Annotated in this window: 16 protein-coding genes; 8 read left to right on the forward strand and 8 right to left on the reverse strand. The window is 50.8% G+C overall.

The window, feature by feature from the left end; translation table 11 throughout:
• The first annotated feature begins 51 nt into the window (after positions 1 to 51).
• The 8 genes from ACJJIL_RS21120 (at position 52) to ACJJIL_RS21155 (ending at position 7,617) form a co-directional block, all read left to right on the forward strand.
• The gene (locus ACJJIL_RS21120) at positions 52 to 963 is read left to right on the forward strand and encodes an energy transducer TonB (protein ID WP_444914979.1); all 912 of its coding nucleotides are present in this window, start codon (positions 52 to 54) and stop codon (positions 961 to 963) included.
• A 34-nt stretch (positions 964 to 997) separates the two neighbouring features.
• Positions 998 to 1,582 (forward strand): YqgE/AlgH family protein, encoded by a 585-nt coding sequence (locus tag ACJJIL_RS21125; protein WP_282930307.1) that lies wholly within the window; start codon positions 998 to 1,000, stop codon positions 1,580 to 1,582.
• Between the two features lie 20 nt (positions 1,583 to 1,602).
• Positions 1,603 to 2,025, forward strand: coding sequence for a Holliday junction resolvase RuvX (gene ruvX / locus ACJJIL_RS21130; protein ID WP_413664071.1), 423 nt, complete (start codon positions 1,603 to 1,605; stop codon positions 2,023 to 2,025).
• Positions 2,026 to 2,102: 77 nt separating this feature from the next.
• Positions 2,103 to 3,020 carry a hydroxymethylbilane synthase gene (hemC, locus tag ACJJIL_RS21135; protein WP_445355242.1) on the forward strand — a complete coding sequence of 306 codons (918 nt, stop codon included), beginning with the start codon at positions 2,103 to 2,105 and terminating at the stop codon, positions 3,018 to 3,020.
• Positions 2,989 to 3,804: a uroporphyrinogen-III synthase gene (locus ACJJIL_RS21140; protein WP_445355243.1), complete on the forward strand. Its 816-nt coding sequence runs from the start codon at positions 2,989 to 2,991 to the stop codon at positions 3,802 to 3,804. The genes hemC and ACJJIL_RS21140 overlap by 32 nt, the downstream gene beginning before the upstream one ends.
• Positions 3,805 to 3,924: 120 nt before the next feature.
• Complete coding sequence (locus tag ACJJIL_RS21145; RefSeq protein ID WP_445355244.1) at positions 3,925 to 5,253, forward strand: uroporphyrinogen-III C-methyltransferase; 1,329 nt, start codon at positions 3,925 to 3,927, stop codon at positions 5,251 to 5,253.
• Positions 5,250 to 6,500, forward strand: a complete 1,251-nt coding sequence (locus ACJJIL_RS21150; RefSeq protein WP_445360690.1) for a heme biosynthesis HemY N-terminal domain-containing protein — start codon at positions 5,250 to 5,252, stop codon at positions 6,498 to 6,500. The genes ACJJIL_RS21145 and ACJJIL_RS21150 overlap by 4 nt, the downstream gene beginning before the upstream one ends.
• Before the next feature lie 88 nt (positions 6,501 to 6,588).
• Positions 6,589 to 7,617 carry an alpha/beta fold hydrolase gene (locus ACJJIL_RS21155; RefSeq protein WP_445360691.1) on the forward strand — a complete coding sequence of 343 codons (1,029 nt, stop codon included), beginning with the start codon at positions 6,589 to 6,591 and terminating at the stop codon, positions 7,615 to 7,617.
• A gap of 197 nt (positions 7,618 to 7,814) precedes the next feature.
• On the opposite strand, the gene ACJJIL_RS21160 is transcribed toward ACJJIL_RS21155, so the two are convergent.
• The 8 genes from ACJJIL_RS21160 to rdgB form a co-directional block, all read right to left on the reverse strand.
• Positions 7,815 to 8,144, reverse strand: coding sequence for a hypothetical protein (locus ACJJIL_RS21160; RefSeq protein WP_413664065.1), 330 nt, complete (start codon positions 8,142 to 8,144; stop codon positions 7,815 to 7,817).
• Positions 8,145 to 8,451: 307 nt separating this feature from the next.
• Positions 8,452 to 8,955 (reverse strand): hypothetical protein, encoded by a 504-nt coding sequence (locus tag ACJJIL_RS21165; RefSeq protein ID WP_445360692.1) that lies wholly within the window; start codon positions 8,953 to 8,955, stop codon positions 8,452 to 8,454.
• Between the two features lie 578 nt (positions 8,956 to 9,533).
• A complete protein-coding gene (ubiD, locus tag ACJJIL_RS21170; protein ID WP_413664063.1) occupies positions 9,534 to 11,000 on the reverse strand; it encodes a 4-hydroxy-3-polyprenylbenzoate decarboxylase in 1,467 nt (488 codons plus the stop codon).
• Between the two features lie 156 nt (positions 11,001 to 11,156).
• The gene (gene rbp, locus ACJJIL_RS21175) at positions 11,157 to 11,426 is read right to left on the reverse strand and encodes an RNA-binding regulator (protein ID WP_020413665.1); all 270 of its coding nucleotides are present in this window, start codon (positions 11,424 to 11,426) and stop codon (positions 11,157 to 11,159) included.
• A 275-nt stretch (positions 11,427 to 11,701) separates the two neighbouring features.
• Complete coding sequence (gene rho / locus ACJJIL_RS21180) at positions 11,702 to 12,961, reverse strand: transcription termination factor Rho (RefSeq protein ID WP_108731406.1); 1,260 nt, start codon at positions 12,959 to 12,961, stop codon at positions 11,702 to 11,704.
• Positions 12,962 to 13,326: 365 nt separating this feature from the next.
• Positions 13,327 to 13,656 carry a thioredoxin TrxA gene (gene trxA / locus ACJJIL_RS21185; RefSeq protein ID WP_282930316.1) on the reverse strand — a complete coding sequence of 110 codons (330 nt, stop codon included), beginning with the start codon at positions 13,654 to 13,656 and terminating at the stop codon, positions 13,327 to 13,329.
• A 147-nt stretch (positions 13,657 to 13,803) separates the two neighbouring features.
• The gene (hemW, locus tag ACJJIL_RS21190) at positions 13,804 to 15,018 is read right to left on the reverse strand and encodes a radical SAM family heme chaperone HemW (RefSeq protein WP_445360693.1); all 1,215 of its coding nucleotides are present in this window, start codon (positions 15,016 to 15,018) and stop codon (positions 13,804 to 13,806) included.
• On the reverse strand, positions 15,011 to 15,628 hold the full coding sequence (gene rdgB / locus ACJJIL_RS21195; RefSeq protein WP_444936824.1) for an RdgB/HAM1 family non-canonical purine NTP pyrophosphatase: 618 nt from the start codon (positions 15,626 to 15,628) through the stop codon (positions 15,011 to 15,013). The genes hemW and rdgB overlap by 8 nt, the downstream gene beginning before the upstream one ends.
• Positions 15,629 to 15,718: the final 90 nt, after the last annotated feature.

Raw genomic sequence — 15,718 nt, forward strand, 5'->3', positions numbered from 1 at the left:
ACAAGGCTGTGTGAAACGCACGCCCGAATAAGTAGTAGTTGATAATAGATAATGAATTCCTCTGCCAACGCGACACAGTTTCATGCAATGCAGCGTGAACGCTTTGTGTTCTCATTATTTCTAGCCGCCGCGTTACATGCGCTAATTGTTTTCGGAGTGGCTTTTGCTGCTCCGAAAGGTGCACAGGCGCCACCGACACTTGAAGTCACACTTTCTTTGCAAAATTCCGCTCAGGCCCCAGAGGATGCTGACTACTTGGCACAGCACAACCAATTAGCCAGTGGTACCGCAGACTCTCGGAAAGAGTTATCCACTAAGCGCCGTGCCGAGTTTGCCGATACGCAAATTCATCGCGTGACGCCTTTGCCACAACAACAATCTGCGCGGCCAGCAGAACAACGCCGCCTGTTAATTACCACAGTTGGTGAGAGCCCGATTCAGGCTCCTGAACTTTCGGCAGAAGATAAGTTATCCGAGGAAAAGCGCGGCGACGCACCCAATGACCTGCCATTGAGCAACCCTAAAATAGCTAGCCTAGAGGCGCGTCTCGATAAAATTCGCCAAACTATTGCCGAGCGCCCCCGAGTACGCAGATTGACATCTGTAGCTACCAGAGCCTCAGCCGATGCCGCTTATTTACATGAATGGCGCCAGAAGATAGAAGCTGTTGGCAGTGATAACTTTCCCGAAGAGGCCTTGGAAAAACAAATTAGTGGCGAGTTACGCATGATGGTGCGGTTGCTTCCCACCGGAGCCGTCGAGAAGGTTGTTATTCTTCAATCCTCCGGGGAGCGCATTCTCGATGATGCGGCCCAACAAATTGTGCGTCTGGCTGCTCCCTTCGCTCCCTTCCCAGTAGAGATCAAAAACGAGGTTGATCGACTGGAAATTATCCGTACCTGGCAATTCGAAAGAACCGGGGGGCTTACTACTTCTGCGGGGGATCTGCCCAACCGAGGCTAAAATGGGCTTTCAACTGGCGGTTTATTACTGATCTATGCCTAATTCGAATATCGATAGCGACCTGACTCACGGAAACCTGCGCGGCCAGTTCCTTCTGGCCATGCCCGGTATGGAGGACCCGCGCTTCAAACACGCTATCGCACTGATTGTTGAGCACAATAGCGACGGTGCCATGGGCATAGTGATCAATATGCCCAGTAAAGTGCACTGGCACGAGGTATTCGAGCAGCTGTCTCTGGAGGATCTCAGCTTGCGCGGTGACGAACCAGTTCTACTGGGCGGTCCCATGTCACCAGAGCAGGGATTTGTACTGCACGGCACCGGCATGCACTTCGACTCTACCACCGAAATCAATTCAGATATCAGCCTGACTGCCTCCAAGGACATCCTCGAATCCCTCGCCGCAGGGCGCGGCCCTGACGATGTACTACTCGCCCTCGGCTACGCGGGCTGGGGGCCCGGTCAGTTGGAGCAGGAGCTGACAGAAAACGCCTGGCTGACACTGCCGGCAGAGCCCGAAACCCTATTCGCCACACCGGTCGAAAAACGCTGGCAAAGCGCCGCCGCCCGCCACGGCATCGATCTTTCCGGCCTCGGCTCCCAAGCTGGCCACGCCTAACAGAAAAATTACTGACCCCTATGAATAAACCCGTCACAGCGCTAGCTTTTGACTTTGGAACCCGCTCTATTGGCGTAGCTTACGGCCAGAGCCTTACCGGTGGAGCACGGGAACTGGCCCCACTACCCGCCAAAGATGGCAAGCCCAATTGGGACTCCGTCGAAGGCCTGATCAAAGAGTGGCAGCCCCACCTTTTACTGGTTGGCCTCCCCCTCAATATGGATGGCAGCGAAAGTGAATTTGGCGTGCGTGCGCGAAAATTCAGCCAGCGCCTGCACGGTCGCTATGGACTACCGGTAGAGCTGATCGACGAGCGTTTAAGCACTCGAGCCGCCAAGGAAGAGGCCAACGAACGCGGACATCGTGGCAACTACGCACAAGACCCAGTGGACTCAATAGCCGCACGGATAATTCTCGAAGACTGGCTTCGCACCAGGGGCTAGCCCCTCGGCTACAGAGAGCCTCACTGCATTGCGACTCTGTTAGAATGGCCGCTTCAACCAATAAGTGATTGAGCCGCATGTCTATAGATCGTATTCGCATTGCCACCCGACAGAGTGCTTTGGCCCTGTGGCAGGCCAACTATGTCAAAGACCGCCTGCAACAAGCGCATCCGAAACTTCTTATCGAGTTACTGCCCCTCACCAGCCGGGGTGACCAGGTTTTGGACATCCCACTAACCAAAGTGGGCGGCAAAGGCCTGTTCGTTAAAGAACTGGAAGTGGCGATGCTCGAAGGCCGTGCGGACATCGCAGTTCACTCGATGAAAGATGTCCCCATGGAATTCCCCGAAGGACTTCACCTGCCGATTATTTGCGAGCGTGAAGACCCCCGCGATGCCTTTGTCAGTAATATTTATGACAGCCTTGATGACCTGCCCGAGGGAGCAGTAGTCGGCACTTCCAGCCTGCGCCGACAATGCCAATTACTTGCCCGTCGCCCGGACCTCAAAGTCACCTTTTTACGGGGCAATGTGAATACTCGACTGGCCAAGCTGGATGCCGGCGATTACGACGCAATCATCCTCGCTGCGGCCGGACTGCTGCGACTTGAAATGCCGGAACGCATCCGCAGCTTCCTGGCAACGGACATCCTGCTCCCCGCTGGTGGACAGGGCGCAGTGGGTATCGAGTCGCGCCGCGATAGCGAACTGGAAGCCTTGATCCAACCGCTCCACTGTCCGGAAACCGCAGCCCGACTCAGTGCGGAGCGCGCCCTGGTTAAGCGCCTCAACGGCGGCTGCCAAGTGCCTATCGGCTGCTACGCCGAGCTGGATGGTGACACCCTGTGGCTGCGCGGACTCGTTGGCAGTCCCGATGGCAAAACCATGATACATGCCGACAATCGTGGCCCTGCCGCTGAGGGAGAGCGCCTGGGTACTGAGCTCGCGGAACAGTTACTGGCCGATGGTGCCGATAAAATCCTCGCCGCTATCTGATATGGGCGATCTCACCTCCGACCTGCTGCAGGGCAAACGTATTCTCAGTACGCGGCCAACGCAGCAGGCTGATAACTGGTGTGCGCTACTGCGCAGCCTGGGGGCCCAAGTAGATAACATCCCCATGCTCGGCATAGAGCTAATTGAGGATCAAGCTGCCATACAGGCCTTAAAAAACTCAATCCTCGACTTCGATCAAACGGATGTCGCGATCTTTGTTTCCCAGAACGCCGTGCACTACGGCGTAGACTGGCTTGAAGATTATTGGCCACAGTTTCCCCAGGGTCCTCGCTTTTTGGCGATCGGCGCAGCAACCGCAAGCGCCCTGGAGAAGCGCGGTATACCCTGTGAGCAAAGTGGCAATACAATGAACTCCGAGGAGTTGCTGCGCCTACCCTGGTTACAGCAGTTGGACGGGAAAAGAGTCCTTATTTTTCGCGGCTCCGGTGGCCGCCCTCTTATCGGCGACACCTTGAGTGATAGGGGTGCGCGAGTAACTTATTGCGAACTCTATCGGAGAGTGCTGCCACCGGAGGCTGCAACCTCCCTGGCTGAGTATAAATTCCAACCCGATATTATCAGTGTGCACAGCGGTGAAACACTCGATAACCTGGTTACCTGTATCCGCCAGATAAACCGCAATACACTCTTTGAAACCGCTCTTATCTGCCCGAGTATACGAGTTGCCACTCGGGCAAATGAGCTTGGTTTTGCCCATTGCTATAGCGCGCTAAATGCCGGCGATAACGCTATGCTGGAAACACTGCGTAAAGCCCTCGGCTGATTTGCTATCGAATTCTCGACCGCTTTGCGCTAAAAATCTTAAAACGGCGTTTAGCCCGCTATTAAGGCTCGCGCCACTCGTTATAATCTGACGACATTTTCCACCTGCGCCGCCATACCCATGACCGATAAAAAAGATCAAAATATAGCCGCGACCAATGAGCCCCCGGAAAACACAAAGCCTGTAAAAGGCAAAAGTAATTTCGCCAAAGCCTCAGAGGAAAAAGCCTCTACTGGTAAAGCCAGCGGCGGTGCTGCGGCCAGTAGATCCAATGGGCTGTGGTGGTGGCTACTGTTCATCCTCATTTTGATTGCTGTGGCCTCACTGGCCTGGTTCAACTCTCCTCAGCTGCGCGAACACCTTGGCGCTTACCTCAACTATCTACCCGGAAAAACGGCAGCCCCGGAGAGCACCACCACTATTACCCCTGCAACGGAAGTGCCGGTTGCCGCTGAAAACACCACCCAAGCGCCGACCTCCAATACCACTTCGGAAACCCCAGCTGCTACCCCTGCCCCAACTGAACCCCAAACCCCCGATTATTCCGGGGAGTTCAATCAGCTGGAGCAGGCCGATGCCAATTTACGTAATCAACTGGAGCGACAAAATCGCACTATCGCCCAACTGCAGCAGCAACTGGCTTCCATGCAGCGCAGTGTCACCGCACAGGGAAACCGCTTGGGTCAGCTGGGAAATGTAAGCCGCGACGATTGGCAATTGGCTGAGGCAGATTATCTGTTGCGTCTAGCCAACCAGCGCCTGCTTCTCGAAGACGATAGTCGCGCTGCGCTGGGGCTGGTCGAACGCGTGGACGAGATATTGCGCAATGTGGACTTACCGGATCTGTACGGGGTACGCCAACAGCTTGCCCGTGATATCACCTCACTGAAGCTGGTCCAAAACATCGATCGCCAGGGTTTATACCTCCGTCTCAGCGCCTTGGAAGAACAGCTAATCCGCACAAATATCCAACCACAATTCGATATGGCTTCGGCAGAACAACCCAGTGAAGAGCAGCCCAGCATTGAGGAGAGTGCCCCCCTGTGGAAGCGGGAGTGGCACAACTTCACCCGCTTCATGCGCGAATCGGTGCGCCCCATTGATGGAGACATCAACCCGGTAATGCTGTCCCCTCAGAGTGAAGCTCGCTTTCGCCAGACTCTGCGCCTTTATATGGAGCAGGCCCAACTGGCATTGCTTCGCGGCGATACCACGGTTTACAGGGACGCTCTGGATAGTGCGCGGTCGCTACTACTCAGTTATGGCACTGCCAGTCCGCAGCGCGATGCGCTGGCCCAACAACTAACGGAACTTAGCAAACAACGTATCCAGGTCGAAATGCCTGACCTCAGCGCCTCCCAGCTTGCCCTGCGCAATTATATTGAGCGTTTACACAAAACATCCGGCACCACCACACCAACTGCCTCGCAACAGGAGGAGAGCCAGTGAAAAAACTGTTCTTCACCGCTCTGGTACTACTGCTGCTCGGCGCTTTTCTACCGGAGGCTATTAACAATTATCCCGGCTACCTGGTAATCGGTATTGGCGGTGAGCTGAATAAAGGCTACGAGATGAACCTCTGGTTCGCAATTTTCTCGCTGGCAGCAGCTCTAATTATCCTCTTCTTTGCCATTTGGCTGGCTCGCAGTATCTTTCGCGGATTCCGAGGTAGTGTCGACCGGCTGAGATTTGGTCGCCAGCGTGTAGCGCGCCGACGCCTGACCAGCGGCTTGGTGGAATTTATGGAGGGCAACTGGTCCCGGGCCCGTCGTCAGCTGCTGAAGAGCGCCCCTCGATCTGAAGCCCCGCTGATCAATTATTTGGCGGCAGCGCGCAGCGCCTTTGAGCTGGGCTTTCGTGAGGAGGCCAATGAATTACTCGCCAAGGCGGAGGCCTGTGGTGAAGATACCCGCCTGGCTGTAGCCCTAAGCCAAGCTCGTATGCAGCTCCTCGATAAACATTACGAGCAGTGTATTGCCAGCCTGGAGCGCGCCAAGCAGCTCGAGCCGAAACATCCTGCCCTGTTACAACTTCTCAAGCAGGCTTATTACCTTCTGGGTGACTGGAGCCGTCTTCGCGCATTACTGCCCGAGCTGGAGAAACATGCGAACATGCCCGAAGCTGAGCTGCACCAGCTTGAACTCAAGGTGTATCAACATCAGCTGACCGAAGCAGCTAATCGCAAAGATATCGATAAATTACACGATACCTGGCAAAGCCTGAGTGGCCGCTGGCAACGCAACGAAGCCCTGCGCAGTCTCTATGCACAGCAACTGCATCGGATTGGCGAAGATACAGAGGCAGAGAAGCATTTGCGCTGGCTACTCAATCGAGCTTGGGACCCCAAGCTTGCCGAACTCTACGGCTGCCTGGTGGGGGCCGCCCCTGCGGCACAAATATCTGCAGCTGAAGGCTGGCTGAAAGAGTATGGGGAAAGTGCTGCATTGCTAACCTGTCTCGGGCGCCTCTCAATGCGCAATGAACTTTGGGGCAAAGCTCAGCAATATTTTGAGAAAAGCCTGTTGTTGCGCCAAGACCCCGCTACCTCCGCTGAACTGGCTCGCCTATTTCAATCCCTTGGGGAAAAAGACAAAGCAGCAAAACTCTATGAGGAAGGTTTGCTACAAGCAGTCAAGGACTTGCCCCAGTTGCCTATGCCCAGCCAAGGCACTCCCCTACTGGGCGCACACGCCTGAGTCATCCCCCCTGAAAGGCCGACGGGCCTTTCAGCTACCCCCCAATTGCGCCTATAGTGAACTCCCGTTTACCAATAAGGACACGGCTGTGACCCTCTTTGTGCGCTACATAGTTGCCTTACTTTTTACCGCCAGTGTGTTTTTTACCGGCCATGCATCTGCTGAATATTCAATAACGCCTCAAGATAAAGCCTTAACTGATTACGAATATCCCTATCCAGTTCATCACTTTCATTTCGAACAACAGGGGCAGCCACTGGCAATGACCTTTATGGATGTACCGCCTGTAGAGGGTAAAAATGCAAGAGGAACGGTACTCCTGTTGCACGGAAAGAATTTTTCGGCGGCCTACTGGAAGGAGACTATCTCCCAACTCAGTCAGCTAGGGTACCGGGTTATAGCACCTGACCAGATCGGTTTCGGAAAATCCAGTAAACCGCTTACCCAATATACTTTTCAGGGGCTTAGCAACAATACCAAGGTTTTATTGGATAAATTGAAAATAAGAGAGGTTATTGTAGTTGGGCACTCTATGGGAGGTATGCTGGCTACCCGGTTTACCCTGATGTACCCGGAGCGAGTCAAAAAGTTAGCACTTGTAAATCCTATAGGCCTTGAAGACTGGAAGCGATGGGTTCCCTATGAACCTTTGGACAAAGCCATTGCTCGCGAGAAAAAACAAACTCCAGAATCTATCAAACGCTACATGAGTAAAGCCTACTTTTCTGAGCAGTGGCGCGAAGAATATAACCCGCTACTGGATATTCAAGCTGGCTGGACCCTGGGACCCGATGCGGCTCATATGGCAACCGTGGATGCCCTAACCTCCGAAATGGTATTCACTCAACCGGTACTTTATGAGTTTGCCAATATCAAGGTGCCCACCCTACTGATTATAGGTACCCGAGATCGAACAGCTATTGGCCGCGCCCGTGCGCCTGAAGCTGTACAAGAAAAATTAGGCCGGTACGATCAATTAGGCAAGCGTACAGCAGCAGAAATCCCCAAAGCCGAATTAGTTGAGATGGAGGGGGTTGGACATTTACCCCAGTTCGAAGCCTTTCCAACTTATATTGATGTTTTAAGTAAATTTCTTGCGGCTCCTATTGGAAAGTAGGACCTACAGACTGCCCAGTAGAAACCCTATCTAGGAAACACATCATTGGCACAGAGACTGATGTGTAGAGCGTCCATTTTTCAGAAAGTTATAGCTTGTACGCAAGGAAACTATTAGTAATCAATGATAGTGCAAATGGCGATTTAACATTCAATAAGTCGCCGCTTGCAGATTTTCTACGAGAATTTATTTCGTTTTTAAACAGCCCAGGGCAATCCCACAAAGAGTAGCATGGCAAAATAAGTAATTACCCCTTGTAAAAGGGCGATTAGAATAGCCTTTAAAAAACCCGTACCAAGTACCAGCATATAGGCAATAGCAGCCAGGGGAATTGTCATTAAAATCCCAGCGCTATCCGTCACCCCCGGCAACATGCCGCCAACAATTCTTTGAATAATTAGGGCCAACAGCAAAGCGAAAAGACAATAAAAAACACCCGTATTTTTCGCCCCCAACATAGCAGCTGCCAACTTCAGAGGCAGAACAAGAACTGCCACCATAATAATTACAAAAATAATTAATTCCATTTGTTACCTCTCCATTTAATTTTAGTTATTTACTCACTTCCAACTTCTACCGTTTCCCAACCCCAGGAATTAGATATCCACTTGTTTTCAATGCAGCATGTCGCCATAAGCAAAAACACAACCCGGGCACAGCCTGCACTGTCACCCCATGCCAATAAACTGGCAGCAGCATGCAAATTCAGTCGCGAATCATACTTATATAAACCAAAACCACAATAAAGTTCACAAATAAAAAAGCTGGCGCGAATTTCTCTCCAGCTTTGAGAAATAATACATCTAAACTATCAGTTAATAACGATTTGGCAGCTTATTTACGTACCAGAGTCAAGGATGAGGGTAACTGCTCCCCGTTCTTCAAGTAAGTCTCTTCCCGTTGTAACTTGCCGTTACCTAACCAAGTAAAAGTGAGGCTATCCAGACGACTCTTACTGTCCAAAGTAAAATTAGTTGCATCCTTGAAAGAGAATGCCAAAGTATCTTCAGCACTATTTTTTTGCCAGCTTAACCTGGGCTGATTACCCTGGGGGCAATAGTGCGTCACTATTAAATTGTCGTTATCCAAGTGGTAGGCCGTCAGGGAATGTTGGTGCCCGTTATAGAGCCAACTTTCCAGTACCACACTTCCCCCAGCTGTATCAGTAAAACTAATAACAAAATCGTCATTTTCCGTCCCGTCCTCTCTCCACTCTCCAGCTAGCCCTTTGATCTTCTCAAAAATTGCCTCTGCATCATTATCCTGGCTGGCAATCACAGGCTGAAATATTGCTATCCCCAAAAATAGAACTACTAGTTTTGATAAATTTCCTATCATATTCCCGTCCAACCTTAGAAAAATACACAACAAGCCCCCTCAAAATAGAAATTTCAGGAGTGGTTATTCCACAGTTGTTTTTTTATATTTTCATGATACGAATAGCAATACGCTTCATCGCATTGGCCGACATAATATCCATATCTCTGCTCATCAAGAACATAAATTATATTTAATTTCCAATTCAAAAATAAATGGCGACAAATACGCTCGGATTAGCCCCCACACTTTTATTCTGGCAATGGCTATTCAAGGTATGGCTGCATACCAAATAACTACAGATATAAACTCTTCGATATTATTATTTCCAGTATTTTATTCCTGCTCACTTGGTACTAATACCAAAATACGAAAACAACTATCTCTATCAGGCGTACTAAATAAATTCTCCTCATTAAAGCATTCCTTATAGTTAATTCAGAGCCACGGTCGAGCCCATACCTAACTGCGACGCCAGCAATAAAAATTATATATGTAGAGAAAGAGGAAAAATAAAGAGTGACCGCTAAGCGGTCACTGTACTGAGCGCCACCAGAGGCGCTTATTCGGACGGGAGTACTGAGAATATAACGCCGTGCTTATTCGAGACCCAATTTAGACCATATTTCATCAATCTTTTTAACCACATTCGGGTCGCGCTCAATAGGTACACCCCACTCACGACTAGTTTCACCTTCCCATTTATTTGTCGCATCAAAACCTATTTTTGAGCCTAAACCGGAGACCGGAGAAGCAAAATCCAAATAATCAATCGGAGTATTTTCTACCATCACCGTATCCCGCGCCGGGTCCATACGCGTGGTCATCGCCCAGATTACATCTTTCCAATCCCTGGCATTGACGTCTTCGTCAGCGACAATAACAAACTTGGTGTACATAAACTGACGCAGGAAAGACCAGACACCCATCATTACCCGCTTGGCATGACCCGCATACTGCTTCTTCATAGTGACCACAGCGAGACGGTAAGAGCATCCCTCCGGCGGCAAATAGAAGTCGACAATTTCAGGAAATTGCTTTTGTAGGATTGGCACAAAAACCTCGTTTAAAGCCTCGCCTAAAATCGCAGGTTCATCCGGTGGGCGCCCGGTATAGGTGCTGTGGTAAATGGGGTTTTTACGGTGCGTAACCTTCTCTACCGTAAACACAGGGAAGCTGTCCACTTCGTTATAGTAACCGGTGTGGTCCCCATAGGGACCCTCATCAGCCATATCATTGGGATAGATAAACCCTTCCAGAACATATTCGGCACTGGCAGGCACCTGAAGATCACTGAGTAAGGCATCGGTCACTTCTGTCTTATCCCCCCGCAGCAGGCCGGCAAAGGCATACTCAGACAAAGTATCCGGCACTGGGGTAACGGCCCCCAGAATTGTGGCGGGATCGGCACCCAGGGCAACAGCTACCGGATAGGGTTCACCGGGATGCTTCTTGCACCAGTCCCGATAATCCAGCGCCCCCCCGCGATGACTGAGCCAACGCATAATTAGGCGGTTCTTTCCGATTAATTGCATCCGGTATATGCCCAGATTTTGCCGTTTCTTCTCAGGCCCTCGGGTAATTACTAAGGGCCAAGTGACCAGCGGAGCGGCATCTCCCGGCCAGCAGGTTTGGATTGGCAGCTGATGCAGATCAACCTGATCCCTCTCAAGGACTATCTGTTGGCAAACTGCACCCTTTACGACTTTTGGCCCCATATTCAGGACCTGCTTAAAGACCGGCAACTTCTCCCAGGCATCGCGGAGATTTTCCGGTGGCTGCGGCTCCTTGAGGAAAGCCAGCAGTTCTCCCACTTCACGCAGTTCGGCAACACTCTCTCTTCCCATCCCCAGGGCGACTCGCTCTGGTGTTCCGAAAAGATTGGCAAGAACTGGGGTCTCAAAGCCTACCGGGTTCTCAAACAACAATGCAGGCCCCTCAGCTCGCAATACGCGATCGGAAATTTCTGTCATTTCCAAAATGGGGTCAACAGGGTGCTTGATTCGTTTTAGTAGACCGCGCTTTTCCAGCAACTTAATAAAGTCGCGTAGATCTTTATATTTCATGGGCTAACAAGGCGTGACTATAAACCAGAGCGCAGTGTAAAACAGAAGGCGCAGGATGGGTAACAACACACCAATTGGAATGAAGAGAGAGGCGGGAGGGAGTCGCGGCTCGCAAGCCTAGGCTGCGAGCCGCGGAAATAATAAGCTTTTTACAGCTTAGAAGCGGGGGCGACGCGGACGATCTTCGCGAGGCTTAGCTTCGTTAACGCGGATGTTACGGCCAGACAGCGGTTGGTCGTTCATCTCTTCGATAGCTTTGCGCGCTTCATCGTCGTTAGGCATTTCTACGAAACCGAAGCCTTTAGAGCGGCCAGTCTCACGGTCGGTGATAACAGTAGCCCGAGAGATCTCTCCGAATGCACCAAAAGCTTCGTGCAGGTCGTCAGAGGTTACCGCGTAGGCCAGATTTCCAATATAGATATTCACAAAAGGTTCTCACTAGGTGTGTGGGCTGTCGTGCAGTCACAAATGGATAACCAGCTCCACCAGATTAACCATTTGAGATTGGCCCTTTGCGGAGAAATAAACCCCTGGGCCAATTCAGTAAGGCGCGTTGCCTAAAATCCATATCAAGCGCCACAATGTGGAACTTTATATGCCTAATGGCTCGCCTTTTCAACAGTAATAGACGCAATTAATCGTCTTATTCTGCTCCTAATAAATAAAGAGCGCCTTTTTAGGCGCTACTTTATATACAAAAATTATTTCCGTTTCATGGATAGGAAGAATTCGTCATTTGTCTTGAAATCTTTCAATTTATCCACTAGGAATTCAGTCGATGCAACATCTTCCATATCGTGTAACAGCTTACGCAAAATCCACACTCGCTGCAGCTCGCCCTCAGGCATTAACAGCTCTTCCCGGCGAGTGCCGGATCTGCGCACATTAATGGCCGGATATACGCGTTTTTCAGCAATTTTGCGATCCAGCTGCAATTCCATATTACCGGTACCTTTAAATTCCTCGAAAATCACTTCGTCCATTTTCGAGCCGGTATCGATAAGTGCAGTAGCAATAATAGACAGACTTCCGCCTTCTTCAATATTTCGCGCTGCCCCAAAGAAGCGCTTCGGGCGCTCTAAGGCGTGAGCATCAACACCACCGGTTAATACTTTACCGGAGCTAGGAACTGTTGTGTTGTAAGCGCGAGCCAGGCGGGTGATAGAGTCGAGCAAGATCACCACATCTTTCTTGTGCTCAACCAGGCGCTTGGCTTTTTCAATTACCATTTCCGCAACTTGTACGTGACGTGCCGGCGGCTCATCAAAAGTAGAGGCAACAACTTCACCGCGCACGGAGCGCTGCATTTCTGTCACTTCCTCAGGACGCTCGTCAATCAGCAGTACGATCAAATGGCACTCTGGATTATTGCGCGTAATGGCCTGTGCCATATTTTGCAACATAATCGTTTTACCGGCCTTCGGCGGCGCAACAATCAAGCCGCGCTGGCCTTTCCCGATTGGAGCTACAAGATCAATAATACGACCAATCAGGTCTTCGGAGGAGCCGTTTCCGCACTCGAGGGTGAGGCGATCGTTGGGGAATAGAGGAGTGAGGTTTTCGAAAAGAATTTTGTTACGTGCGTTTTCTGGTTTGTCAAAATTAATTTCGTTAACTTTTAATAAGGCAAAATATCTTTCACCTTCTTTCGGTGGGCGAATCTTTCCGGAAATTGAGTCACCCGTACGTAAATTAAATCGGCGAATCTGACTTGGAGATACATATATATCATCCGGTCCCGCAAGATAAGAGGAGTCAGCAGAACGCAAAAATCCAAAACCATCTTGAAGGATTTCTAATACGCCGTCGCCATAAATATCTTCACCGCTTTTGGCGTGGCGCTTGAGGATATTGAAAATAATATCCTGCTTGCGCGAACGGGCCAGGTTTTCAAGGCCCATGCCTTTGGCTATTTCAATCAACTCTTCAATGGGTTTGGTTTTTAATTCGGAGAGATTCATACCAATTGCTTATTAATGTTTCTGTTGTCATATGGCGCGGACACGCCTGAAATTTTGAGGAGGGGTTTGATATTAGAGATTAGCTCGTTTATTTACCCGATACACCTAGGTACCTTTTCCTACCAAGACCACAGTACTCAGTAAACTTTTGCTCTCCATAATCAATTTATGGAGCATTATCAGAACAAGTTCAACTCGAGGAGTATACGCGCCGGGGATGGTCAGGGACCCTGTGGAGGGGCGTTTTGTCAGCTCGTCTCATTTAATTCAAGACCGCTGAACTATTTCAGAATTACAGCCAGTATAACGGGTGTTTCCAATCCTGCAAAGAAATTTACCCCCTTTGCAGGATGGAAACGACAGTCTTACAGCTGACCGTCGATAAACTCAGTCAGCTGCGCGCGGGACAGTGCTCCGACTTTAGTACCTTCGACATTACCGCCTTTGAACAGCAGCAGCGTGGGGATACCACGGACATTGTATTTGGCCGGGCTCTCTTTATTCGCATCAACGTCTACTTTTACGATCTTCAACTTATCGCCGTAGTGGCCTGCCAGGTCTTCCAGCACTGGAGCGATCATCTTGCACGGACCGCACCACTGTGCCCAAAAATCTACCAACACCGGGCCTTCAGCTTTGAGAACTTCTGCTTCGAATTCAGCGTCAGATACGTTGACGATTGAGTGCTCGCTCATATTGCATTCCTGTTCTTTAGTTACTCGATGCGTGGGCACCGCCAACGCATCTTCTCACGGTCACAGCGGTGGTTATACAGCTGCGATGCACCATTGCCCTCAAAATTGGGGCGCAAAATGGGATTTCAAGTCTTTCCTGCCACAGACTTACGCCTGCTCCAGGAAGCGCTGCAAAATCTCATCGATATAGTCAAAGCCAAAAGCCGTGGCAGCAATCCGCTTATCCAGACACTCTACAAGCTCCATTGCCATCAGGGTAGGCCATTGTTTTTGCAGCTCGGACATCGGCAATCCGGTGTAGCGGGTGAAAGTATCACTGGGAACACCATCCGCCAGGCGAAGGGCATTCATAAGAAACTCCAGTGGCAAATCCTCATTCTCAACCCTGTCAGTATGGGGTTCAGACAAGGCACTATGCAGCAGCTCGGGATGTTGCCTGGCGATAGACAAGTAGTCCCTCGGAGTGCGTGTGCGACGACTGCGCAGAATTTGCCCAGTTTCAGCTAGGGTTACCTTGCCATGAGCACCGGCACCAATCCCCAGATAATCTCCGAATGACCAATAATTAATATTATGGCGGGATTCAAGTTCGGGTTTGCTATAAGCCGACACCTCGTAACGACGATAGCCCTCGGACGCCAGTAGTTCGCGTCCACTGCCCTGCATACTGGCTATCAGCTGGGAGCCGGGGGTGACTGGTGGCGCACTGTAGAATGCAGTATTTGGCTCAATCGTTAATTGGTACCAGGAAATATGCTCTGGAGCCAAGGAAATTGCTCGGCGCAAATCGCCAAGGGCTTCCACCTCGGTCTGATTAGGCAATCCGTGCATCAGATCGAGGTTAATATTGTCAAAGCCCGCACGACGCGCCATCGCCAGGGCACCTTCGGCCTCTTCTCCGCTGTGAATACGTCCCAACTGTTGTAGCTGATTGGAATCGAAGCTTTGCACTCCAATAGAAAGGCGATTAACTCCGGCAGATCGATAGCCAGTGAACTTGGCTTGTTCAAAAGTTCCGGGGTTGGCCTCCAGGGTTATCTCGATCCCCTCAGCAAAGCCCACTACCTGCTCAGCAGCCTCCAGGATCTGCCCTATTGCTTGGGGGGAGAACAGGCTCGGCGTACCACCACCAAAGAAGATGGACTGCAATTTTCGCCCCTGCACCCAGGGCAACTGGCTGATCAGATCCAGGCGCAACTGCGCCACATACTCGGATTCCGGTAGGGCGTAGTCCGAATTAGCCCGGTCTCTATCAGCCTGGTGGGAGTTGAAATCACAGTAGGGACATTTGCGCACACACCAGGGGATATGGATATAAAGGCTCAGTGGTGGCAGCTGTAATTCAGCAATCTGATCAGGCAAGGTCGGCACCCTGCATATTTTGCTGCCATAAAAGCTCAAATTGAGACATAGCCTGGGCCCTGTGGCTCAGTCGATTCTTCAAGTCTCTCGGCAGTTCAGCGGAGGTCATTCCCTCAGATTCAACAAAGAACAGCGGGTCATAACCAAAACCCTGCTCTCCCGCCGGCTCCCGCAAAATTGTCCCGCTCCACTTTGCACTAGATACCAAAGGCACCGGGTCATCCCATTGCCGCACAAAAGCCAGCGCGCAGTGGAAACTGGCAGTGCGATGCTTAGATTCAACGTCAACCATGGCCTCCAATAACTTCGCATTGTTTTTTTCATCAGTCGCCCCGGCACCTGAGTAGCGTGCAGAGTAAATTCCCGGCGCACCACTCAATGCATCTACCGACAGCCCGGAGTCATCGGCTAATGCCGGCAGGCCACTGATACGGCTGGCGTGGCGGGCCTTAATCAAAGCATTCTCAATAAAGCTCAATCCGGTCTCATCAGCGTCACTTACCCCAAATTCAGATTGAGGAAGAACCTGTATATCCCATGAGGCGAACAGCTGTGAAAACTCGCGAAGTTTGCCGGCATTACCGCTGGCAAGAACAATTTTATTTACCATATTGCTTCAAACAAAAAGCGGGCCTCGGCCCGCGGTGAATCTTAAAGAAGGGGTTTCGACCAGCTCTCAGTCAGTGGAACCTTGGCAGAT

The organism is Microbulbifer maximicatervae (SeqCode), from assembly GCF_052468095.1.